Here is a 20,302-nt window from a genome sequence, read left to right as displayed (position 1 = left end):
GCGCTGACGTGTCGTCGGCGACACAGCGTAGCGGTCGCGATCTTCGTGCGGGCAGCCGATTCCCCCGTCGGCCGGGACGCCAGGCAAGATGGGTGGGTGACCCTCATCGATCAGCTGCCGCCGACCGCCGACCCCGACGCCCTCTACGAAGCCTTCGAGTCGTGGGCCGAGGAACGGGGTCTGACCCTCTACCCCCACCAGGAGGAGGCGCTGATCGAGGTGGTCTCCGGCGCGAACGTGATCGTGTCGACGCCCACCGGCTCCGGCAAGAGCATGATCGCGGCGGGTGCCCACTTCGCCGCGCTCGCCCGGGACGAGGTCACCTTCTACACGGCCCCGATCAAGGCGCTGGTGTCGGAGAAGTTCTTCGAGCTGTGCAAGCTCTTCGGCACCGAGAACGTCGGCATGCTCACCGGCGACGCGTCCGTCAACGCCGACGCCCCGGTCATCTGCTGCACCGCCGAGGTTCTCGCCTCCATCGCGCTGCGCGACGGCAAGCACGCCGACGTCGGCCAGGTCGTCATGGACGAGTTCCACTTCTACGCGGAGGCGGACCGCGGCTGGGCCTGGCAGATCCCGATCCTCGAACTGCCCCAGGCGCAGTTCGTGCTGATGTCGGCCACGCTCGGCGATGTCTCGATGTTCGAGCAGGACCTCACCCGGCGCACCGGCCGCCCGACGGCCGTGGTCCGCTCGGCGACCCGCCCCGTCCCGCTGTCCTACGAGTACAAACTCACCCCGCTCACCGAAACGCTGACCGAACTCCTCGAAACCAAGCAGGCGCCGGTCTACATCGTGCACTTCACCCAGGCGCAGGCCGTGGAGCGGGCGCAGGCGCTGATGAGCATCAACATGTGCTCGCGCGAGGAGAAGGACCAGATCGCCGAGCTCATCGGCAACTTCCGCTTCACCACCAAGTTCGGCCGCAACCTCTCCCGTTACGTCCGGCACGGCATCGGCGTCCATCACGCGGGCATGCTGCCCAAGTACCGCCGTCTGGTGGAGAAGCTCGCCCAGGCCGGTCTGCTGAAGGTCATCTGCGGCACCGACACGCTGGGCGTGGGCGTCAACGTACCCATCCGCACGGTGCTGTTCACGGCGCTGACGAAGTACGACGGCAACCGTGTCCGCACGCTGCGCGCCCGTGAGTTCCACCAGATCGCGGGCCGGGCCGGCCGGGCCGGCTTCGACACGGCAGGCTTCGTCGTCGCCCAGGCGCCCGAGCATGTCATCGAGAACGAGAAGGCGCTCGCCAAGGCCGGCGACGACCCCAAGAAGCGACGCAAGGTCGTCCGCAAGAAGGCGCCCGAGGGGTTCGTCGGCTGGACGGAGAACACCTTCGAGAAGCTCATCGCCTCCGAGCCGGAGCCGCTGACGTCCCGCTTCCGGGTGACGCACACCATGCTGCTGTCGGTGATCGCCCGGCCCGGCAACGCCTTCGAGGCGATGCGGCATCTGCTGGAGGACAACCACGAGCCGCGCAAGCAGCAGCTGCGACACATCCGGCGCGCGATCGCCATCTACCGCTCGCTCCTGGACGGCGGCATCGTCGAGAAGCTCGACCAGCCGGACGCCGAGGGCCGTATCGCACAGCTCACCGTCGATCTCCAGCAGGACTTCGCCCTCAACCAGCCGCTGTCCACCTTCGCGCTGGCCGCGTTCGAGCTGCTGGACCCGGAGTCGCCGTCCTACGCCCTGGACATGGTGTCCGTCGTGGAGTCCACCCTGGACGATCCCCGGCAGATCCTCGTCGCCCAGCTGAACAAGGCCAAGGGCGAGGCCGTCGCGGCGATGAAGGCCGACGGCGTGGAGTACGAGGAGCGCATGGAGCGCCTCCAGGACATCAGCTACCCCAAGCCCTTGGAGGAGCTGCTCTTCCACGCGTACAACACGTACCGCAAGAGCCATCCCTGGGTCGGTGACCACCCGCTGTCGCCGAAGTCCGTCATCCGCGACATGTACGAACGGGCGCTGTCCTTCACGGAGTTGGTTTCCTTCTACGAGCTGGCCCGCACCGAGGGCATCGTGCTGCGCTACCTGGCCAGTGCCTACAAGACCCTCGACCACAACATCCCGGACGATCTGAAGTCCGAGGACCTTCAGGACCTGATCGAGTGGCTGGGCGAGATGGTGCGCCAGGTCGACTCCAGCCTGCTGGACGAGTGGGAGCAGCTCGCCAACCCGGAGGAGATGACCGCGGAGGAGGCCCAGGAGAAGGCCGACGAGGTCAAGCCGGTCACCACCAACGCGCGTGCCTTCCGCGTCCTGGTGCGCAACGCGCTCTTCCGCCGTGTCGAGCTCGCCGCGCTCGACCAGGTCGAGGAGCTCGGCGAGCTGGACGCCGACGCCGGCTGGGACGCGGACGCCTGGGGCGAGGCCATGGACAAGTACTGGGACGAGTACGACGACCTCGGTACCGGCCCCAACGCCCGCGGCCCAAAGCTCCTGGTGATCGAGGAGGAGCCGGCGAACCGGCTGTGGCGGGTCCGCCAGATCTTCGACGACCCGAACGGGGACCATGACTGGGGCATCAGCGCGGAGGTCGACCTCGCCGCCTCCGACGCGGAGGGCCGCGCGGTGGTCCGCGTCACCGACGTAGGCCAGTTGTGAGCACAGGAGAATCCCACCCATGACGACGAATCCGGCCGAGAGGCTCGTCGACCTGCTCGACCTGGAGCAGATCGAGGTCAACATCTTCCGTGGCCGCAGCCCCCAGGAGTCCCTCCAGCGGGTCTTCGGCGGCCAGGTCGCGGGCCAGGCGCTGGTCGCCGCCGCGCGCACCACGGACGGCGACCGTCCGGTGCACTCGCTGCACGCGTACTTCCTGCGCCCGGGCCGGCCGGGTGTTCCGATCGTGTACCAGGTCGAACGGGTGCGGGACGGGCGGTCGTTCACGACCCGCCGGGTCACCGCCGTGCAGCAGGGCCGCACGATCTTCAATCTCACCGCCTCCTTTCACAAGCCTGAACAGGGGAGCTTCGAGCACCAGCTGCCGCCGGCCCGCGAGGTCCCGGACCCGGAGTCGCTGCCGAGCGTCACCGACGAGATCCGGGAGCATCTGGGCACGCTGCCGGAACAGTTGGAGCGGATGGCGCGCCGCCAGCCCTTCGACATCCGCTATGTGGACCGGTTGCGCTGGACGCCCGAGGAGGTCAAGGACGCCGAGCCACGCAGCGCGGTGTGGATGCGCGCGGTCGGGCCGCTGGGCGACGACCCGGTCGTGCACACCTGCGCGCTGACCTACGCCAGTGACATGACCCTCCTGGACGCCGTGCGCATCCCGGTCGAACCCCTGTGGGGACCGCGGAGCTTCGACATCGCGTCGCTGGACCACGCGATGTGGTTCCACCGGCCGTTCCGCGCGGACGAGTGGTTCCTGTACGACCAGGAGTCGCCGATCGCCACGGGCGGGCGTGGTCTGGCCCGTGGGCGGATCTACGACCTCCAGGGACGGCTGCTGGTGTCCGTCGTCCAGGAGGGGCTTTTCCGGGCGCTGTAGATCAGTCGCTTCTGCGGCGCAGCCAGCCGAGCAGACGGTGAGGTTGCCGGGGTTCGTCGAGCACCGCGGTGGCCGGCTTCGCCGCGGGGCGCGGCGCGGGCCGGTGCTCGCGCGCCTCGTCCATCGCCCGCGTGAGGTCGGCCCGCAGCCAGCCGATCTCATCCGCGTCGTCCGCCGTCATGATCTGCTCGCACAGGCGCGCGGCCGGTGAGCCCGGTGATCCGTGCGCGGGCGGACCGGGCCGGAAGCGGTTCAGATGGGAGCGTTCGTAGGGGTCGGTGACGATCTCCGCGATCTGGAGGGGGTCGAGGAAGGCGGCCACCGCTCCGGCCTGCTGCCACGGGTCGTCGGTCTGCCGCAGCAGGAATCCCAGATGGCGTCCGCGCCAGTTGCGCGGGCGCAGGTCCAGGCCGGCGTCCAGCTGGTCGCGCAGCCCTTCGGGGGTACGCGCCTTCAGCAACGGGGTGTTCTCCTCGTTGGCCGCGAACTGCCGTAGTTCCTCGGCCAGATACATCCAGACCACGGCCCGGTAGCGGTTGAGGTAGAAGTGCACGGGCACCACCAGGCCCAGGCGGGCGAGGCGGGTGAACCGGCTGGGTGGCACCTGCATCAGGACCGCCCCATCGGTGGTGCCGACGGTCTTCACCCGCTCCAGCAGTGCCTCGGGGAAGCCGTCCGAGGCCCTGACGCGATCGATCTCCGAGCGGGCGACGCGGCGGGCGCCGCCTCCTCCTTCGTCGGGCATGGTCCGGATGTGGCCGAGGTGGACCGCGAGGTCGAACTCGCGTCGCTTCAGCCCCAGTTCACGGGCGGCGCGTCCGGGCGTGCAGGAGGTGCCGTGCGGTTGGGTGATGGTGTCGCCTGTCATGGTCGATCTCCCCCGTGGAGTCGGATGCTCACGCTGTGTGCGTTTGCCGTGACAGAACCGTAGCCAATCCGGCAGATCTCGGCGCGAGCCTGTGGATAACTCCACGGGGAAGCGAAAACGCGCTGGTCAGAGCTCTGTGTTGGAATCCCGCTCGGGCTTTCGGGCGTCGACCGCGAGGTGCTCGCCGACCCGGTTGACGAGCAGCGTCATCTCGTAGGCGATCTGGCCGATGTCGGCCTCCGCTCCGCTGAGGACGCAGAGGCAGCTGCCGGTTCCGGCGGCGGTCACGAACAGGACCGCGTCGTCGAACTCGACCATCGTCTGGCGCACCCTGCCCGCGCCGAAGTGGTGGCCGGAGCCCTTTGCCAGGCTGTGCAACCCGGAGGAGACCGCGGCCAGGTGCTCCGCGTCCTCGCGGCGCAGCCCCGTGCTCGCGCCCGTCACCAGCCCGTCGTTGGAGAGCACCAGCGCATGCCGCACATGCTCGACGCGCTCGGTCAGATCGTCCAACAGCCACCCAAGTCCCTGATTCTGCGCCATGCCCCGTCTCCCCGTGCGATGTCTCCCCCTGGCCGAGGGAGGATCCGCTCGCCAGCCTTCCGGACGAGCCGGGCTCCGGGCAAGGAGATTGGGGGCATGGCACAGAAGATGACCGACATGGAATGGCGGGAGTTCGTCTCGTACGGCACTCGCACCGCGAAGCTCTCCACGGTCTGGGCCGACGGGAGCCCGCGCGTGGCACGGGGGCGCAACCTCGCCCGCGACGGCCGCGTCACTCTGTGCGTGGACGACGACCGGCCGCCGTTCGACTTCGTGGTGCACACAAGTCCGTCGCGGGCTGAGCCCGTTCAGCCCACCGAGTCGAGCAGCCGGGCGGTGTGCATCCGCCCGGCGTACTCGACGAGCCGGATCAGCACCTCCTTCCCCGAGTCGCGGTCCCGGGCGTCGCAGAGCACCACGGGCGTTCCCTTGTCGAGGTCGAGGGCGCGCGAGACGTCTTGGGCGCCGTAGGTGCGGGAGCCCGCGAAGCAGTTGACGGCCACCACGAAGGGGATGTGCCGGTGCTCGAAGTAGTCCACGGCGGGGAAGCAGTCCTCCAGGCGCCGGGTGTCGGCGAGCACGACGGCGCCGAGGGCTCCCTGGGAGAGTTCGTCCCACAGGAACCAGAAGCGGTCCTGGCCGGGGGTACCGAACAGATAGAGCGAGAGCCCGGACCGGATGGTGATGCGTCCGAAGTCCATGGCCACGGTGGTCGTGACCTTCTGGTCCACGCCATCGGTGTCATCCACCAACTGGCCCGCCTCGCTGAGCAGTTCCTCGGTGCGCAGCGGCCTGATCTCGCTGACCGCGCCCACCAGAGTCGTCTTGCCCACGCCGAAACCGCCGGCGACAAGGATCTTCAACGCCAGGGCGGCCGTCTCGCCGACCGGGTCATCGGAGTGCTCGGAGACCATCGATCACTTCTCTCGGGAATGCCGGCAACAGTCGACGTCGTCGGGTGCGCACCGCGCCCTCACGGAACGTGCGTACGCGGATTCAGTGCGTGTGCGCGAAGTCAGCATCATGACAACTCCGGCTTCCTCCCGAAGGATTCGACCGCTTTTTACCTGGTTGTGAACTGTCATCTACAGGGCCCGCAATCCTTCGATCACTTCGCGCAGAATCCGTTCGTCAGGAAGCTGCGCGGGCGGTACCGGGCGGCTGACGGTGACACAGCCCAGTTCCAGGAGATCGCCGAGGAGCACCCGGACGACGCCCACCGGAAGGTCGGCGCCCGCGGCGAGTTCCGCGACCGACTGCGTCTCCGGCCGGCACAGCTCGATCAGCGCCCGGTGTTCCGGCCCGAGCGCGGTGTCGTCGTCGACGCCCGGCGCGCCCGCGTCCAGGGTGACGAGCGCGATCAGATCGAAGCGGACTCCGGTGGGGCCGGGCTTGGTGCGTCCGCCCGTCATGGCGTACGGGCGGACGAGGGGCCCGGCCTCGTTGTCGTACCACTGGCTGCCCAGCTCGCGCGGGGCGCCCCTCAGCTCTTCGTTCATCAGTACCGACCGCCTTCTGACCTCAGCCCGCGGCGGGCGGTCGCGCGGCGAGGCGCGGCGCGGTGTAGAGGTGCTCGCCGACACGTTTCACCAGACGCGCCATCTCGTACGCCACGAGGCCGATGTCGGCGGTCACGGCGGTGAGGACGGCGAGGCAGGAGCCGTCGCCGGCGGCGGCCACGAACAGGAAGCCGTCGTCCATCTCCACCATGGTCTGGCGCACGCCACCGGCCCCGAAGTGCCGGCCCGCGCCCTTGGCCAGACTGTGGAAGCCGGACGCGACCGCCGCCAGGTGTTCGGCGTCCTCGCGGCTGAGATCGGTCGACGCACCCACGGCGAGCCCGTCGTTGGAGAGCACCACCGCGTGGCGCACCTCCCTCACGCGCAGCACCAGGTCGTCCAGCAGCCAATCGACTTCGCCGGACCGTTGGGCGGCCCTCATGCCGGGGTCCTGGATCATGTGGGGTCTCCTTCGCTGCTGTCGCTGCGCACTGTCGAATCCGGGGCTGCGCCGTGGCCGGGTTGACGTCCACCGCCGCGCGCCCAGCCGTCGCGGTACGCCGCCATGCGGTCCCGTACGAGTTCGGGTGTGCGCCGGTCGTCGTCCCGGGGGGTGGACGTCCGGTCCGGCTCCTCGGCGTGCGGCTCGCGCAGTTGGGGGGCGAGGCTCGCCTGCCGGACGCGGCGTGGGAGGTCGTCGGAGCCGTCGGAGTCGTCCGGGGGACGGTGCAGTCGCAAGGCGGTGACTCCGGGGGGCGGGGTTTCGGTGGCGGTCTTCGCGGCCACGGGTGCGGGGGCCACCAGCGCGGGCCGGTCGGCCGACGCCTCGACCAGCTCCTGGTGCGCGGCGCCGCCGGGCACGCGCGCGTACTCGCGCTCGGCGGGCCGGGACGCCTCGGCGGCCTTGCGGGGGGAACGTTCCGCCGCGCCGCCGTGCAACAGCGAGGTGGGCAGCAGGACGACTGCGGTCGTGCCGCCGTAGGGCGATGTGCGCAGGTGCACCTTGATGCCGTGCCGGGCGGCGAGCCTGCTCACCACGAAGAGACCGAGCCGGTCGCTGTCGAACAGATCGAGCGCCTCGGACTGTTCGATACGGCGGTTGGCCTCGGCGAGGGTCTCCTTGCCCATGCCGAGCCCGCGGTCCTCGACCTCGACGGCATAGCCGTTGCCCACGGGTTCGCCGGTGATACGCACGCGTGTGTGGGGCGGCGAGAACTGGGCTGCGTTCTCGACGAGTTCCGCCAGCAGGTGGGTGAGGTCGGCGACGGCCGCGCCGACGACGGCCGCCTCGGGCAGCTGTCGTACCTCCACGCGCGCGTAGTCCTCGACCTCGGAGACGGCCGCGCGCACCACGTTGGTGAGCGAGACCGGCATCCGCCAGGCGCGGCCGGGTGCCGCGCCGGAGAGGATGATCAGGCTCTCCGCGTGCCGGCGCATACGGGTGGTGAGGTGGTCGAGCCGGAACAGGTCGCTCAGTTCGTTGGGGTCGTCCGAACGGCGCTCCATGCTGTCCAGCAGACTGAGCTGGCGGTGCACCAGGACCTGACTGCGGCGGGCGAGGTTGACAAAGACTCCGGAGATGCCGCTGGCGAGTTCGGCGCGCTCGACGGCGGCGCGCAGAGCGGCGCGGTGGACGGTGCCCAGCGCCTCGGCCACCTGTCCGGTCTCGTCCTCCGCGGGCGGCCCCGGCGGGGCCTCGGCACGGATGTCGATCTCCTCCCCGGCACGCAGTCTCCGCATGGCCTCGGGAAGCTTGCGGCGGGCGATCTCCAGCGCGCTGTTGCGCAGGCTCACCAACTCGACGACCAGGCCCCGGCCGATGCGTACCGAGATCACCAGCGAGGCGGCGACGGCGGCGAGGCCGAGGAGCACCGCGGCGCCGGCCGGGGTGAGCAGGCCACGGGTGAACGGGTCGGCCCGGTCCGCGACTCCGCGTCCCGCGTCGGCCTCGATGGTGCGCATCTCGTCCTGCACGCGCGCGAGTGCCCGGTCCCAGGCGGCCTGCGGGGCGGCGTCGACCGCGCGTGCCCCGGGTGCGGCGGCGAGGACCGCGTCCTCCGCGGCTCCCACGGCGGCGTAGTCACCGCCGGAGGCGAGCTTTTGCCAGGCGGTGCGCTCGGGGCCGCGCAGGTCGGCGACAGCGGCCTCGGTGAGGGTACGGCGGGTCTCGACGGCGCCGGAGAACAGCCTCAGTCGCTCTCCGTCGAGCTTCCCGGCCAGGCGTGCGCCGACCAGGACCGCGTCCTCCTGGGCCAACGCCTCTCCCGCGCGGGAGAATTCGAGCAGCACACGCGCGTCGGAACCGAGGTCGGCGTCCTGGATGCCGGTCAGCGCGCCGCCCACGGAGAAGGCCGCCGCGATGGTCCTGGTGTACCGCTCGTAGGTCTGGTCCCAGCCCGCCCTGCGGTCGAGCACGGCGGTGCGCAGCGAGCCGAGCCGCTCGGCGCCGGTGACGAACTCCTCCAGCCGCTGGGCCACTCCGGCGGGCAGTTCCTCGGCGTCGGCCACGGTGTTGCTGTCGCCGAGGCGCAGCTCGGCGACGGCCGCGTCGGTGCGTTCGGTGAGCTTCTTGAAGTCGCCGCCCGGCACTGCGGAGGGGTCGGTGGCGAGCCGCACCGCGGTCGCGCGCTCGGCCTGCAGCGCGGCGACGGCGACCGCGACGGGGGCGCGGATCTCGGCGTCGACGCGTTGGACCTGCCGCAGCCTGGAGACGTCCTGCGCGGTGGTGACGGTTGCGTAGGCCCAAAGGGCCAGCAGCGACACCACCGGCACCATCAACAGGCAGACGATCTTGGCCCGGACGGTGCGCGGCCGTATCCGCCAGCTTCCGCCGCGCGCGAGTGCGGCCTCGGGCACCGCTCCCGCGGACTCGTCCGGTCCTTCGTCGGCGGGCGGTCCGGCGTGGGCGCGGCGGCCGCGCACGGGCGGTGAGGGCGGCGACTGGGCGCCGGGTGGGGTGGTCCTACGGGGTGTACGCATGGCCTCCTCGCTCGGAAGTGGTTCGTCGGGGCGTGCGGGTGGCCGGAGCGGCTTCGGCGAAGTCCGCCGTCGGTTCGGCAGCACCCCAAGGGGGCGCGGGGAACTGCGCGACCAGCCACCATGGCGCCGCAGACGAACGACGGGACATCACGGCACATCCAGCGGAGCGCTTTGGCGGGCGACGCTCTCGACCGGCCGCTGGGCGGAGGCGGAGGCCTCGCGCTCCCCGGCCGTCGGGGACAGGGCGACGAAGGCCGAGGTCAGGAAGAGATAGGACCCGAGGCCGACGGCGAGGGGGAAGATGAACTGCATCGCCGTGGCCCCGGGCAGGACGTCCCCGCCGGGCGTGACCCGCACGCTCACCGCGAACATCCCTGTGTAGTGCATGCTGCTCACCGCCGCGCCCATGATCAGTGAGGCGACGGTGACGGCCACGGGGGACTTGATGTTGAGCGCCGCCCACAGCGCCGCCGTCGCGGCGACGACGGCGATCAGCACCGAGAGGCCGACGAGGACGGGGTCGTAGTTCACGTCGCCGTGCAGGCGCACGGCCGCCATGCCCAGGTAGTGCATGCTGGCCACGCCGAGCCCCGTGGTGAGCCCGCCCAGGAAGAGCGCGCGTGTGCGGTCGCGGCTGTAGCCGACGGCGAAGACGCCGGCGCAGACGACGGCCATGGCGACGAGCAGGCTCGCGACGGTGAGCGGCACGTCGTAGCGGATGTCGGTGCCGCTGACGCTGAAGCCCAGCATGGCCACGAAGTGCATGGTCCAGATGCCAGTGCCGATGGCCGAGGCGGCTGTGACGAGCCAGTTGCGGCGCGAGCTGCCGGTGGCGCCGAGGGCGCGGACGGTGCAGCGCAGACCCAGCGCGGCGCCGATGCAGGCCATGACGTACGACAGCACGGGGGTCAGCCACCCCAGGGCGGCGTGGTCCAGGTGTCCCATGGCCCAGGGACGCTAGTCGGGGCAGGGGCGCGCAAAGGGCGCGCATTTCGAAAGGTGTTGGAACATGACACGGATGCCTCCCTGAACGATCGCCTCCCGCTCGAACATGTGCGCCGCTGCGTCATCCCTGTCGGTGAGGGCGTCACTCCCGCCGGTGAGGGATCATGCGGAACATGAGCGACGACCACACACGTGTCCAGGAGTTCTTCACCGCCCGCGCCGCCGACTGGGACGCCAGGTTCCCCGACGACTGCCCCGCGTACGCGGCCGCGGTCGCCGACCTCCGCCTGCGCGAGGGGGACCGCGTGCTCGACGCGGGCTGCGGCACCGGACGGGCCCTGCCGCCCCTGCGTGCGGCGGTGGGGCCCTCGGGAGTGGTGCTCGGGGCCGATCTGACCCCGGCCATGCTGGAGGCCGCCGTACGGGCGGGACGGCACCGGGACGGGCAGCTGCTGCTCACCGATGTGGCCGCGCTCCCCCTGCGCTCGGGGTCGTTGGACGCCGTCTTCGGGGCGGGGCTCATCGCGCATCTGCCCCATCCGGCGGAGAATCTGCGGGAGTTGGCCCGTGTGGTGCGCCCGGGCGGCACGCTGGCGCTGTTCCACCCGATCGGCAGGGCGGCCCTCGCGGCCCGTCAGGGGCGGCAGATCACCCCGGACGACCTGCGGGCGGAGCCCAACCTCCGCCCGCTGCTGGCCGCTTCCGGGTGGCGCATGACGTCGTACGTCGACCAGGACGACCGCTTCCTGGCGCTCGCCGTTCGCGAAGGCTGAGCCCTCACCCGCGCCCGGCGACCACGGCCGCGAAGGCGTCAGGGTTGTCGAACATGACGTTGTGGCCGGCGCCGGGCACCGTCACCACGCGCACGCCCGCCGCTTCCAGGGCCTGCCTGCCCTCCAGTTCACCGCTGAGCTCGCCCTGCAGATACACGCGGTCGACCGGCAGGCCTTCGAGGATGTCGCGCATCACGGGCTGCGAACCACGGATGAGCCCGACCGCGGTGCGATGCAGGGCGCGGGGGTCCGCCAGGCGCATGGTGGCCGCCCACAGCGGTCCGACCTTCTCCAGCACGCGCGCGTGGGCGCCGTCGACGAACGCGTCCTCCTCATAGGACGCGATTCCGCTGCTTCCCGCGGTGGGCGGCGGGAAGGCGTCGAGGTTGGCCTCCGCCAGGACCAGCCGGGAGACGAGCTCGGGGCGCCGGTGGGCGAGCACGATGGCGACGGCGCCGCCCATGCTGTGCGCGACCAACTCGGCCCCGGACAGTTCCGCCGCGCCCAGCACGGCCGCCAAGGCGTCCGCATGCTCCTCCAGCGTGTAGCCGAAGTCCTGGGGCCGGTCACTGATGCCGTGCCCGGGCAGATCGACGAAGAGGCTGCGCCGGCCCGCGAGTTCGGGACGGGCCGCGATGTGCGCGTGGTACACCGACGAAACCGACCCCAGCCCGTGCACGTACACGCGCGCGGGTTCCTCGCCCGGCGTCTCCGTCCACCGGACACAGCTCCCCTTACCGTCGAACTCGGCCTGCTTCATAGCCCCGCCCTCCCGTGTGCCGTCATCACCACGAAGATCGCCTCGCTCAGAGGCTGAGGGCGTACCGGCCTCCGGCTGGGTACCCATGCCCTTGACCGCGCCGTCCCCCTTCTGCCGACGGAACTCCAACTCTACGTTGAGCAGCAGGAGATGGACGATCAGCCATGGCAACCACGCAGGGGGAAGGTGGTCAGCATGTTCGGCAGGGTCCGACAGTCCTGGGGCAGATTTCTGGATGCGTGGCGCACGGAGTCGAGCGCCGATGAGGACAGGCGTACGCACAACCTCTTCGAGGCCGCCGCGGCCTACGTCTCGGCCTGCGCGGAGGACGATCAGGAGCGCATCGACGAAGCAGCGGCCTGGGTGTCGCCGGAGGCGCTGTCGTTCGGGGTGAACGAGCTGGCATGCCGGGCCGTCATCGCCCTCGCGCGAGAACGCGACGAGTCCCCCCGGAGCGTCGCGCGGGACCTCCTCGGTCTCCCGGCGGCCTGAAACGCGCCACGAAGGAGGGTCGATTTCACCCCGTCCAGCCGGAAAACTGCAGCTCCGGGTGGGGTGGGGAGTCGTGACAAGCGCCTTCCGCTCGCATTAGGGTGCGCGCCGATGGACGAACCGATGGGGAGGCTGGGATGGCCGGGACGGACGAGGACGCCGTCGCCGCCGAGGACGACGCGCTCTATGTGCTCACGGCGGTGCTGCTGACGCCGGCGAAGTTCCCGAGCGTGCTGGGCGACGACTATCCGGAGGCATGCGCGGCGCTCGGCCTCGCGCCGCTCGCCGACGGGTACGGGCTGGTGCTCGGCCAGGACGGCGACGGTGCCCGCTGGACGGTCGTCATCGACGACGTCTCGCTGGTCGCGGTCGCCATCGCGTCCTGGGACTGCGGCATGGAGTACGACCTGTCGCCGGACGAGCGCACGGTCGTCGCCGCCCTGCCCGGCTGGCCCCTGGCGGTCGCCGTCGCGGCCCCCAACGTGCCCCCGCCGCACGACCCCGGTCCCGATGTCGCGGAGGGTCCGCCCCTGGCGCCGCCGGACACCTCCACCTGGGGCCCGGCGCAGCGCCGGCTCGGCGCCGACGAGATCGCCCTCCAGTGGGCGCTGTGGCGCGAGCAGATCGACGACGCCGACTTCCCGAGCGCGGGGGGCGCCTCCGAGGCCGGAGAGGGCCAGGAGGCGCCGCAGGAGGCCGCGGAGGGCACCTCGGAGGAGGCCCAGCAAGGGTCCTCGGGCGATTCTTCGGGCGAGGGCGAGCCGAAGCCGAAGGGGCACAGCGGCATCCGCCGGGTCCTCGCCGAGGCGCGCGCGTACGTGGACACCCCGCCGCCCCTCGGGCGGGTCCGGTCCGCCTTCGCCTCGGGCGAGGCCCGCACGCTGCGTGCCGACGGTCCCGGCTGGTCGCTCGTGGCCAGGACCGACGACATCGCGTTCGTGCTGCTCGACGAGGAGCCCGGCGAGGTCCTGCCGGTGGGTCGCGGTCCGGAACTGCCGGGTCTCCTGGAGGCGCTCGACAAGATGGCCGTACGCCCCAGCTGAGGCCCGACGCGCCGGACCTCACTCGATGTCGACGATGAGTGCCTGCGTGGCGGTGTCCGGGTCGCAGTGGCCGCGCAGGGCGTCGACGAGTTCCTGCCGCCAGGGCCTTCCCAGGCGGTCGCGCGCCCTCCGACGACGCCCACCAGCGCCACCGCCGGCAGCCCGGACACGGGCGTCCCACGGACGCGCAGACTGCGGGCCGCGGCGAGGGCGGCGGCACGCGCGCGTGCCCGGCTGAGGTTCACCGGCACGTGATCGGACGGCGGAAGCCGTCCCGGCCCCGCCTCGCACACGCGCACCAGCCGGTCCCACCGGTGCTCGTCGTGGCGACCGCGTGCCACGGCCCCCAGGGCGGCGATCCAGCACACAAGCGCGGCAGCGGCACGAAGCCCGGCGTCAGGGGCGCGGGCGGGGTCCGGGGCTCGGAGGACGGCGTCCGGGACGCCTCATGTGCGGCCATCAGCGCTCACCGTGGAGTCGCTGGGCCTCCTTTCCGTACGTCATGTCGGCCATCGTGACGTGCCGTTGATCAACCGCGCAGCAGATTTCCCGCACCGCCCCGCTCCCCCGACGCCTGTCTTGGCCCCCATGCGACGGCACCGTTCCATGTGGTCCCAACCCATGGATGACGCCAAGGAAGGACCGCACCATGAGGCAGCTCCGACGCCGTCCCGCGCCGTCGCCGACTCCCGTCCCTGGAGGCCCCTATGCGCCTGTCCCGAGGTGTTCCCTTCGTCGCCGCCACGCTGATGGCGGCGACGCTCACCTGGCCGACTTCCGTCGGGGCGACACCTGTTGGCGAGGACCATTGCGCCCGCCAGGAGCGGGTGCGGATCCCCGGCGCCGCCTTCCAGCAGAGCGCCTGTCTCGCGGACCTGACCACAACGGGCCTCGCCGGCACCCCGTACACCGACATGGCCGACCAGACAGGGCTGACGGCCGTCGGCACCCGGGTGCCGTCCGGGGTGCCCGGGATCCAGATCGACGGCTACTTCCCGGACTCCTCACGGTTCAACGCCACCCACGGCTGGAAGCACGACGCGCAGTTCGTCGTCCGGCTGCCGGACCGCTGGAACGGCGGCCTGGTAGTCACGGGCGCGCCGGGCACGCGTCGGCAGTACGCGACGGACAAAGCGATCTCGGACCGGGTGCTCGCCCAGGGCTACGCCTACGCGGCAACCGACAAGGGCAACAACGGTTCGGACTTCTACCGCGACGGCACCCGGCCCGGTGACGCCGTGGCCGAGTGGAACACCCGCACCACACAACTCACCCGCGCCGCCCGGCAGGCCCTGGCCCAGCGCTACGGACATCTCCCGCGCCGCACATACATCACCGGCATCTCCAACGGCGGCTATCTCACCCGCTGGCAGTTGGAGAACCATCCGGAACTGTACGACGGAGGCGTGGACTGGGAAGGGGCGCTGTGGACCGCGGACGGCCCCAATCTGCTCACCTCGCTCCCCACGACTGTGGCCCGCATGGCCGGTTCGGCGCGGGATGAGGATCTGTACGCGGTGGGCTTCGCACGCGGCTCCGAATTCCTGTGGCCGTATCACGAGAAGGCCTATTGGGGCGTCACGCAGAAGATCTACCGCGCCGAGTTCGACCCCACGTACGCCCCGGGTTGCCCCGGCCCGTCCGCCGGCACCACCCCGGAGCAGATCCTCGCGCCCTGCGCCGAGGACGCGACCTACGACTACGCGTCGCGTCCAGCCTCCGTCCGTCGCGCGGTGGCCAGGGTGGCACTGACCGGACGGATCGGCAGGCCGCTGATCACACTGCACGGCGATCTGGACGCGCTGCTGCCGAAGGCGGCCGACTCGGATGTGTACGCACGCATGGTCGGCGCCGCCGGTCGGGGCTCGTTGCACCGCTACTACACGATCGAGGGCGGGACGCATGTCGACGGGCTGTACGACAGCCATCCGGACCGTCTGCGGCCGATCCTGCCCTGCTACCGCTCGGCGTTCGATGCCCTGGTCTCCTGGGTGGAACAGGGCGTCCGGCCGCCCGCGGACCGAACCGTCGGCAAGCCCGCGAGCGGCGATGTGGTCGACTCCTGCGCACTGTCGGACCCGGCCGGGACCTAGGACCCGTCCGGGAGCCGGGAGCCGGGAGCCCGGCCGGAGCCGGGGCCTGGTCGGCGGTCATGCCGGCCGGGCCCCTGCTCCCTCAGCGGCCGAGCTCCTTACGGGTGGCGCGGCGCAGCTTGCGCCGCTGTGAGGGGTCGAGTGCGAGGTACGCGGCGGCTGGGACGCCCAGAATGATCAGGAGCGCTGCCCACCAGGGCAGCCAGATGAGCAGAATGATCCCGACCGCCGCACCTCCTGCGGCGATCTTGTGGTTCCTCGTCATGTGTGTCGCCTCCTCCGCGGCGCACTGCCGCTCTCTGCTCTCAAAACGGGCCCGCGCTGCCCGCGGTTCCGAACCGCGACCCTGAGACGTCCCTGAGGTGTTCCCCCTACTGGTCCTCCTCTTGGCCCACTCGCTCGGGAGGGGCTCGCCGTGTGCGCGAGCGGCGTCCTCGCAGGGGCATACCCCACCCTCCCACGGCAGTGACGCAGAACACAGCCCCGTCATGCCGGATCAAGTCACCCGGTGCTGTACCCTCGGCGACTCCGCCCGGTAGTCAAATTTGAGGAATTCACCATCGCTGCGCAGAAGGTTCCCCCGGCACCACCCTCCGAGATCTTCGAACTGGCCCGCTGCTCCGCCGTGTTCGTGCCCGGCGATCCGGCACGCACCAGCAGGGTCGCCTTCTGGCACCCCGACGGTGAAGCCCTTCCCCTCGTCGAGACGGCATCGGCCGAGGACCTGACCGTCGTCGTGCCCGGCGGCGACGACGTCGAGCTCACGCATGTCCCCGCGGTGTGGCTCCCCCTGCGCGCCGCCCTGCCCGTCCTGGTCCACGCGCGTGTCTCCACCCACGCCCATCGAGGGTCCGCCTTCTGGGGCGCGGCGGCCGTGCTGGCCCTGCAACTCGCGGCACGAGGACTGCTGTTGCCCGGCCTGTCACCCGACGACCACGACGCCTGGCGCACCGGCCCGCTGAGCACCGCGGACCTTGAGCACCTCCGCCGGCTCGCCGCGGCGATGCCGCCCGAGGCGCACGCCGTCCCGCTGAAGACCACCGGCCCGCTGCGCCTGCCCGACCCCGAGCGGCTGCTGCGCGGCTTCCTGGACGCCGTCGCGGACACCCTGCCCCGCACACCCGCGGCTCCCCTCGTGACCGGCGGCCCCGCCTACGCCGCGCCGGATCCGCAGCGTCTGCCCGAGCATCGCGCGTGGGCGGCCGATGTCGCCGCGGGCCACGACGCCGGGGTGCGCCTGTCCCTGCGCGTCGAGGTTCCCGGCCTGGCCACCGTGGCCGAGGAGGAGACGGCGCCCGCGTTCCGTGCCGTGCTCCAGGTGCACGGCGTGAGCGATCCGGGGCTCGTCGCGGACGCCGCTCAGGTGTGGGCCGGGGCCTCCGCCTTCGGCTCCCGCGCGCGGATGGACGCCCTGCTGGCGCTGCGCCGCGCGGCACGCGCGTGGCCGCCGCTCGCTCCCCTGCTCTCGGCCACGGTGCCGGACGCCGTCGAACTGGCCGACGAGGAGGTCACCGACCTGCTCTCCACCGGCGCCCGGGCCCTGGCCGCGGCGGGCGTCGACGTGCACTGGCCCAAGGAGCTGGCCCACGAGCTCACCGCCCGCGCGGTGGTCGGCCCGCCCGACGACGAGACGGGCCCCGGCAAGCTCGCCTCCGACACGCCGTCGTTCCTGTCCGCCGACGCCCTGCTCGCCTTCGACTGGCGGTTCGCGCTGGGCGACCAGCGGCTCACCCGTGAGGATCTCGACCGCCTGGCCGAGGCCGACCGGCCGCTCGTGCGGCTGCGCGACCAGTGGGTCCTGGTCGATCCCGAGGAGGTGCGCCGGGCTCGCGGGCAACAGGACCGCAAGGTGACGCCCGTCGACGCGCTGAGCGCCGCTCTGACGGGCTCGACCGAAGTCGAGGGCCGCAGAGTCGAAGTGCAGCCCACCGGGTGGCTGGCGGCCCTGCGGGAGCGGCTCGCCGACCCCGAGGGGCAGGAGCCGGTCCCGCAGCCCGCCGCGCTCCAGGCCACTCTCCGCGACTACCAGCGGCGGGGCCTGAACTGGCTGGCCCGCATGACCTCCCTGGGCCTGGGCTGCTGCCTGGCCGACGACATGGGCCTCGGCAAGACCATCACGCTGATCGCACTGCATCTGCATCGCCAGACGGACGGCTCGTCGGCCGGTCCCACGCTGGTGGTGTGCCCGACCTCGCTGATGGGCAACTGGCAGCGCGAGATCGAGAAGTTCGCCCCCGGGACGCCCGTGCGCCGCTTCCACGGCGCCCGGCGCGATCTCGACGCCCTCGCCGACGGGGAGTTCGTGCTCACCACGTATGGCACCATGCGCCTGGACGCGCCCCGGCTCGCCGAGGTGCCCTGGGGCATGGTCGTGGCCGACGAGGCCCAGCATGTGAAGAACCCCTACTCGGCGACCGCGCGGCAGCTGCGCTCCATCGGCGCACGCGCGCGCGTGGCGCTCACCGGCACCCCGGTCGAGAACAACCTGTCGGAGCTGTGGGCGATCCTCGACTGGACGACCCCGGGACTGCTGGGCCGGCTCGGCACCTTCCGTACCCGGTACGCGCAGTCCGTCGAGAGCGGTCAGGATCCGGCCGCCGCCGAGCGGCTCGCCCGGTTGGTCCGCCCGTTCCTGCTGCGCCGCCGCAAGTCGGATCCCGGGATCGCGCCGGAACTGCCTCCGAAGACCGAGACCGACCGCGCGGTGTCGCTGTCCAAGGAGCAGGCGGGCCTGTACGAGGCGGTGGTGCGCGAGACGCTCGCGGAGATCGCCGAGGCCGACAGCATGGCGCGGCGCGGGCTGATCGTGAAGCTGCTGACGGGCCTGAAGCAGATCTGCAACCACCCGGCCCAGTACCTCAAGGAGGAGCGGCCGAGGATCGACGGCCGCTCCGGGAAGCTGGAGCTGCTGGACGAGCTGCTCGACACGATCCTCTCCGAGGGGGCGGGCGTCCTGGTCTTCACCCAGTACGTGCGCATGGGGCGCCTGATCGAACGGCATCTGGCGGCCCGTGGTGTGAACTCCCGGTTCCTGCACGGCGGGACGCCGGTCGCCGAGCGAGAGGAGCTGGTACGGCGGTTCCAGGACGGTGAAGTCCCGGTCTTCCTGCTGTCGTTGAAGGCGGCGGGCACGGGCCTGAACCTCACACGGGCCGAGCACGTCGTGCACTACGACCGATGGTGGAACCCGGCGGTGGAGGCGCAGGCCACCGACCGCGCGTACCGCATCGGTCAGACGCGGCCCGTGCAGGTGCACCGGCTGATCGCCGAGGGGACGATCGAGGACCGTATCGCGGACATGCTCAGCCGCAAGAAGGAGCTCGCCGACGCCGTGCTCGGCTCCGGTGAGGCAGCGCTGACGGAGCTGACGGACGCGGAGCTGGCCGATCTGGTGGAACTGCGAGGGGGCGCACGATGAATCGCTACGACGGAGACGAGAACACGGAGCGCACGTTCGCGGCGCTGCCGCCCGCGCGCGGGAGGGGCTTCGCGCAGACGTGGTGGGGCCGGGCCTGGCTGAAGGCGCTGGAGGACACCGCGCTGGACTCCGCACAGCTCAAGGCGGGCCGCAGGCTCGCCCGCGCGGGAAGCGTGGGCGCGGTGTCGGTGCGCCCTGGGCGCATCACGGCCGTCGTCCAGGACCGCGACCGCACACAGCACCGTGCGGACGTCCTGCTGGAGGAGTTGTCCGACGAACAGTGGGACCGGTTCCTGGACATGACCGTCGAGCGGGCCGGACATGTCGCGGCGCTGCTGGACCGCGACATGCCGCCGCACCTGGTCGAGGACGCGGCGGCCACCGGCATCGAACTGCTGCCGGGGATGGGCGACCTGGAACCCGAGTGCGACTGCGAGGCGTGGGACCACTGCGCGCACACGGCGGCCCTGTGCTACCAGGTGGCGCGGCTGCTGGACCAGGATCCGTTCGTGCTGCTGCTGATGCGGGGACGGGGCGAACGCGCCCTGCTGGACGACCTCCAGGCCCGCAGCACCGCACCCACCGAGGCGGCGCCCGAGCCGGAGGGCGTGGACGCCGCGGAGGCGTTCGCGGCCGGGGACATCCTGCCGCTGCTGCCGGATCTCCCCGAACTCCCCGAGGAGCCCGGCGTACCGCCGTCCCTCGACACCGAGACGCCTCCCCCGCCCGGTGTCGACCCCTCCGCCCTGGAGTACCTCGCCGCCCGCACCGCGGCGGAGGCGCACCATCTGCTGGTCAACGCTCTGCGCGGAGTGGCGGACCATCCTGACCTGCCGTTGGCCCAGGACGCGGTCCGGCTCGCGGCGGCCGCTCCCGCGCCGGCTGTGCTGGAGCGCCTCGCCGATGGTTCGGGGCGCGGTCGGGAGCAGTTGGCGCTTGCCGTACGGGCCTGGGAGCTCGGCGGGCCGGCGGCGCTGTCCGCGCTGGAGGACGAGTGGGCCGTGGAGGGGGAAACCCTCGCACGCGCGCGTGCGGTTCTGGAGGCGGCCTGGGACGAGGACGAGCGACCGTCGCTGCGGGCGAAGGGCAACCGCTGGACGGCGGTCGGCACGTCGGGGCAGGTTCGGCTGGGACGGGACGGCCGCTGGTGGCCGTACCGGAAGGAGCGCGGTCGCTGGGTGCCGGCCGGCGGCCCTTCTCAGGACCCGGCGACGGCACTGGCCTCGGCGGAGCCCGGACCCGAGCGGTAGCCCCCACATCCTGGGGCCATCCCAACTGGGGATTGTGTGCTCGGGGCGTCGGCTCGACGAGCGGCCGACGCCCCGCGTTCACCAGTTGGTCGCGCGGCGTTCCGCGCGGGACCCAAATCTGGCCGCTGTCACCGAACTTGGTC

17 protein-coding genes and 1 pseudogene are annotated in these 20,302 nt (G+C 71.9%); 9 read left to right on the top strand and 9 right to left on the bottom strand.

Features of this window, described 5'->3' with window-relative positions:
* Window positions 1-96 precede the first annotated feature (96 nt).
* Both H4N64_RS00300 and H4N64_RS00295 read left to right on the top strand, forming a co-directional pair.
* Window positions 97-2,610: a DUF3516 domain-containing protein gene (locus H4N64_RS00300; protein WP_186279746.1), complete on the top strand. Its 2,514-nt coding sequence runs from the start codon at window positions 97-99 to the stop codon at window positions 2,608-2,610.
* Window positions 2,611-2,629: 19 nt separating this feature from the next.
* Complete coding sequence (locus tag H4N64_RS00295) at window positions 2,630-3,499, top strand: acyl-CoA thioesterase (RefSeq protein ID WP_186279745.1); 870 nt, start codon at window positions 2,630-2,632, stop codon at window positions 3,497-3,499.
* 1 nt (window position 3,500) lies between these two features.
* Here H4N64_RS00295 and H4N64_RS00290 read toward each other — a convergent pair whose 3' ends face one another.
* Both H4N64_RS00290 and H4N64_RS00285 read right to left on the bottom strand, forming a co-directional pair.
* On the bottom strand, window positions 3,501-4,367 hold the full coding sequence (locus H4N64_RS00290; protein WP_186279744.1) for a DUF6397 family protein: 867 nt from the start codon (window positions 4,365-4,367) through the stop codon (window positions 3,501-3,503).
* A gap of 126 nt (window positions 4,368-4,493) precedes the next feature.
* Window positions 4,494-4,907: a roadblock/LC7 domain-containing protein gene (locus H4N64_RS00285; RefSeq protein ID WP_186279743.1), complete on the bottom strand. Its 414-nt coding sequence runs from the start codon at window positions 4,905-4,907 to the stop codon at window positions 4,494-4,496.
* Window positions 4,908-5,003: 96 nt separating this feature from the next.
* On the opposite strand from H4N64_RS00285, the pseudogene H4N64_RS44705 reads away from it, so the two are divergent.
* Window positions 5,004-5,186, top strand: a pseudogene (locus H4N64_RS44705) (pyridoxamine 5'-phosphate oxidase family protein); the annotation flags it as partial.
* A 29-nt stretch (window positions 5,187-5,215) separates the two neighbouring features.
* Here the strand turns inward: H4N64_RS44705 and H4N64_RS00280 are convergent.
* From H4N64_RS00280 to H4N64_RS00260, 5 genes are all read right to left on the bottom strand, one after another.
* Window positions 5,216-5,821 (bottom strand): GTP-binding protein, encoded by a 606-nt coding sequence (locus tag H4N64_RS00280; protein WP_186279742.1) that lies wholly within the window; start codon window positions 5,819-5,821, stop codon window positions 5,216-5,218.
* Between the two features lie 171 nt (window positions 5,822-5,992).
* Window positions 5,993-6,406 (bottom strand): DUF742 domain-containing protein, encoded by a 414-nt coding sequence (locus H4N64_RS00275; RefSeq protein ID WP_186279741.1) that lies wholly within the window; start codon window positions 6,404-6,406, stop codon window positions 5,993-5,995.
* 22 nt (window positions 6,407-6,428) lie between these two features.
* Window positions 6,429-6,866: a roadblock/LC7 domain-containing protein gene (locus tag H4N64_RS00270; RefSeq protein ID WP_186279740.1), complete on the bottom strand. Its 438-nt coding sequence runs from the start codon at window positions 6,864-6,866 to the stop codon at window positions 6,429-6,431.
* Window positions 6,863-9,385 carry a sensor histidine kinase gene (locus tag H4N64_RS00265; RefSeq protein ID WP_186279739.1) on the bottom strand — a complete coding sequence of 841 codons (2,523 nt, stop codon included), beginning with the start codon at window positions 9,383-9,385 and terminating at the stop codon, window positions 6,863-6,865. Before H4N64_RS00265 ends, H4N64_RS00270 begins: the two co-directional genes overlap by 4 nt.
* 147 nt (window positions 9,386-9,532) lie before the next feature.
* On the bottom strand, window positions 9,533-10,330 hold the full coding sequence (locus H4N64_RS00260) for an MHYT domain-containing protein (protein ID WP_186279738.1): 798 nt from the start codon (window positions 10,328-10,330) through the stop codon (window positions 9,533-9,535).
* A 173-nt stretch (window positions 10,331-10,503) separates the two neighbouring features.
* Between H4N64_RS00260 and H4N64_RS00255 the strand changes: the two genes are divergently transcribed.
* Complete coding sequence (locus H4N64_RS00255; protein ID WP_186279737.1) at window positions 10,504-11,103, top strand: class I SAM-dependent methyltransferase; 600 nt, start codon at window positions 10,504-10,506, stop codon at window positions 11,101-11,103.
* Window positions 11,104-11,107: 4 nt separating this feature from the next.
* Here H4N64_RS00255 and H4N64_RS00250 read toward each other — a convergent pair whose 3' ends face one another.
* Window positions 11,108-11,863, bottom strand: coding sequence for an alpha/beta fold hydrolase (locus H4N64_RS00250; protein ID WP_186279736.1), 756 nt, complete (start codon window positions 11,861-11,863; stop codon window positions 11,108-11,110).
* A gap of 195 nt (window positions 11,864-12,058) precedes the next feature.
* Here H4N64_RS00250 and H4N64_RS00245 point away from each other — a divergent pair, with 195 nt between their 5' ends.
* The 3 genes from H4N64_RS00245 to H4N64_RS00235 all read left to right on the top strand — a co-directional run bounded on the left by H4N64_RS00245 (window position 12,059) and on the right by H4N64_RS00235 (window position 15,491).
* Window positions 12,059-12,355, top strand: coding sequence for a hypothetical protein (locus tag H4N64_RS00245; RefSeq protein ID WP_186279735.1), 297 nt, complete (start codon window positions 12,059-12,061; stop codon window positions 12,353-12,355).
* Between the two features lie 137 nt (window positions 12,356-12,492).
* Complete coding sequence (locus tag H4N64_RS00240) at window positions 12,493-13,398, top strand: hypothetical protein (RefSeq protein WP_186279734.1); 906 nt, start codon at window positions 12,493-12,495, stop codon at window positions 13,396-13,398.
* Window positions 13,399-14,105: 707 nt separating this feature from the next.
* Window positions 14,106-15,491 carry a tannase/feruloyl esterase family alpha/beta hydrolase gene (locus tag H4N64_RS00235; RefSeq protein WP_186279733.1) on the top strand — a complete coding sequence of 462 codons (1,386 nt, stop codon included), beginning with the start codon at window positions 14,106-14,108 and terminating at the stop codon, window positions 15,489-15,491.
* An 82-nt stretch (window positions 15,492-15,573) separates the two neighbouring features.
* On the opposite strand, the gene H4N64_RS00230 is transcribed toward H4N64_RS00235, so the two are convergent.
* Window positions 15,574-15,756: a hypothetical protein gene (locus H4N64_RS00230; protein WP_015662161.1), complete on the bottom strand. Its 183-nt coding sequence runs from the start codon at window positions 15,754-15,756 to the stop codon at window positions 15,574-15,576.
* Between the two features lie 243 nt (window positions 15,757-15,999).
* Here H4N64_RS00230 and H4N64_RS00225 point away from each other — a divergent pair, with 243 nt between their 5' ends.
* Together H4N64_RS00225 and H4N64_RS00220 are read left to right on the top strand one after the other, a co-directional pair.
* The gene (locus H4N64_RS00225; protein WP_186279732.1) at window positions 16,000-18,909 is read left to right on the top strand and encodes an SNF2-related protein; all 2,910 of its coding nucleotides are present in this window, start codon (window positions 16,000-16,002) and stop codon (window positions 18,907-18,909) included.
* Complete coding sequence (locus H4N64_RS00220) at window positions 18,906-20,159, top strand: SWF or SNF family helicase (RefSeq protein WP_186279731.1); 1,254 nt, start codon at window positions 18,906-18,908, stop codon at window positions 20,157-20,159. The genes H4N64_RS00225 and H4N64_RS00220 overlap by 4 nt, the downstream gene beginning before the upstream one ends.
* Window positions 20,160-20,302 lie beyond the last annotated feature (143 nt).

The sequence above is a fragment of the Streptomyces cupreus genome (assembly GCF_014257025.1).
Classification (GTDB): domain Bacteria; phylum Actinomycetota; class Actinomycetes; order Streptomycetales; family Streptomycetaceae; genus Streptomyces; species Streptomyces cupreus.
This window is presented reverse-complemented; position numbering and strand designations above follow the sequence as displayed.

What these genes read in the sequence shown, in the direction of transcription:
- H4N64_RS00295 (WP_186279745.1), top strand. Translation starts at nt 2,630, where the DNA reads ATGACGACGAATCCGGCCGAGAGGCTCGTCGACCTGCTCGACCTGGAG.
- H4N64_RS00290 (WP_186279744.1), bottom strand. Translation starts at nt 4,367, where the DNA reads ATGACAGGCGACACCATCACCCAACCGCACGGCACCTCCTGCACGCCC.
- H4N64_RS00285 (WP_186279743.1), bottom strand. Translation starts at nt 4,907, where the DNA reads ATGGCGCAGAATCAGGGACTTGGGTGGCTGTTGGACGATCTGACCGAG.
- H4N64_RS00280 (WP_186279742.1), bottom strand. Translation starts at nt 5,821, where the DNA reads ATGGTCTCCGAGCACTCCGATGACCCGGTCGGCGAGACGGCCGCCCTG.
- H4N64_RS00275 (WP_186279741.1), bottom strand. Translation starts at nt 6,406, where the DNA reads ATGAACGAAGAGCTGAGGGGCGCCCCGCGCGAGCTGGGCAGCCAGTGG.
- H4N64_RS00270 (WP_186279740.1), bottom strand. Translation starts at nt 6,866, where the DNA reads ATGATCCAGGACCCCGGCATGAGGGCCGCCCAACGGTCCGGCGAAGTC.
- H4N64_RS00265 (WP_186279739.1), bottom strand. Translation starts at nt 9,385, where the DNA reads ATGCGTACACCCCGTAGGACCACCCCACCCGGCGCCCAGTCGCCGCCC.
- H4N64_RS00260 (WP_186279738.1), bottom strand. Translation starts at nt 10,330, where the DNA reads ATGGGACACCTGGACCACGCCGCCCTGGGGTGGCTGACCCCCGTGCTG.
- H4N64_RS00255 (WP_186279737.1), top strand. Translation starts at nt 10,504, where the DNA reads ATGAGCGACGACCACACACGTGTCCAGGAGTTCTTCACCGCCCGCGCC.
- H4N64_RS00250 (WP_186279736.1), bottom strand. Translation starts at nt 11,863, where the DNA reads ATGAAGCAGGCCGAGTTCGACGGTAAGGGGAGCTGTGTCCGGTGGACG.
- H4N64_RS00245 (WP_186279735.1), top strand. Translation starts at nt 12,059, where the DNA reads ATGTTCGGCAGGGTCCGACAGTCCTGGGGCAGATTTCTGGATGCGTGG.
- H4N64_RS00240 (WP_186279734.1), top strand. Translation starts at nt 12,493, where the DNA reads ATGGCCGGGACGGACGAGGACGCCGTCGCCGCCGAGGACGACGCGCTC.
- H4N64_RS00235 (WP_186279733.1), top strand. Translation starts at nt 14,106, where the DNA reads ATGCGCCTGTCCCGAGGTGTTCCCTTCGTCGCCGCCACGCTGATGGCG.
- H4N64_RS00230 (WP_015662161.1), bottom strand. Translation starts at nt 15,756, where the DNA reads ATGACGAGGAACCACAAGATCGCCGCAGGAGGTGCGGCGGTCGGGATC.
- H4N64_RS00220 (WP_186279731.1), top strand. Translation starts at nt 18,906, where the DNA reads ATGAATCGCTACGACGGAGACGAGAACACGGAGCGCACGTTCGCGGCG.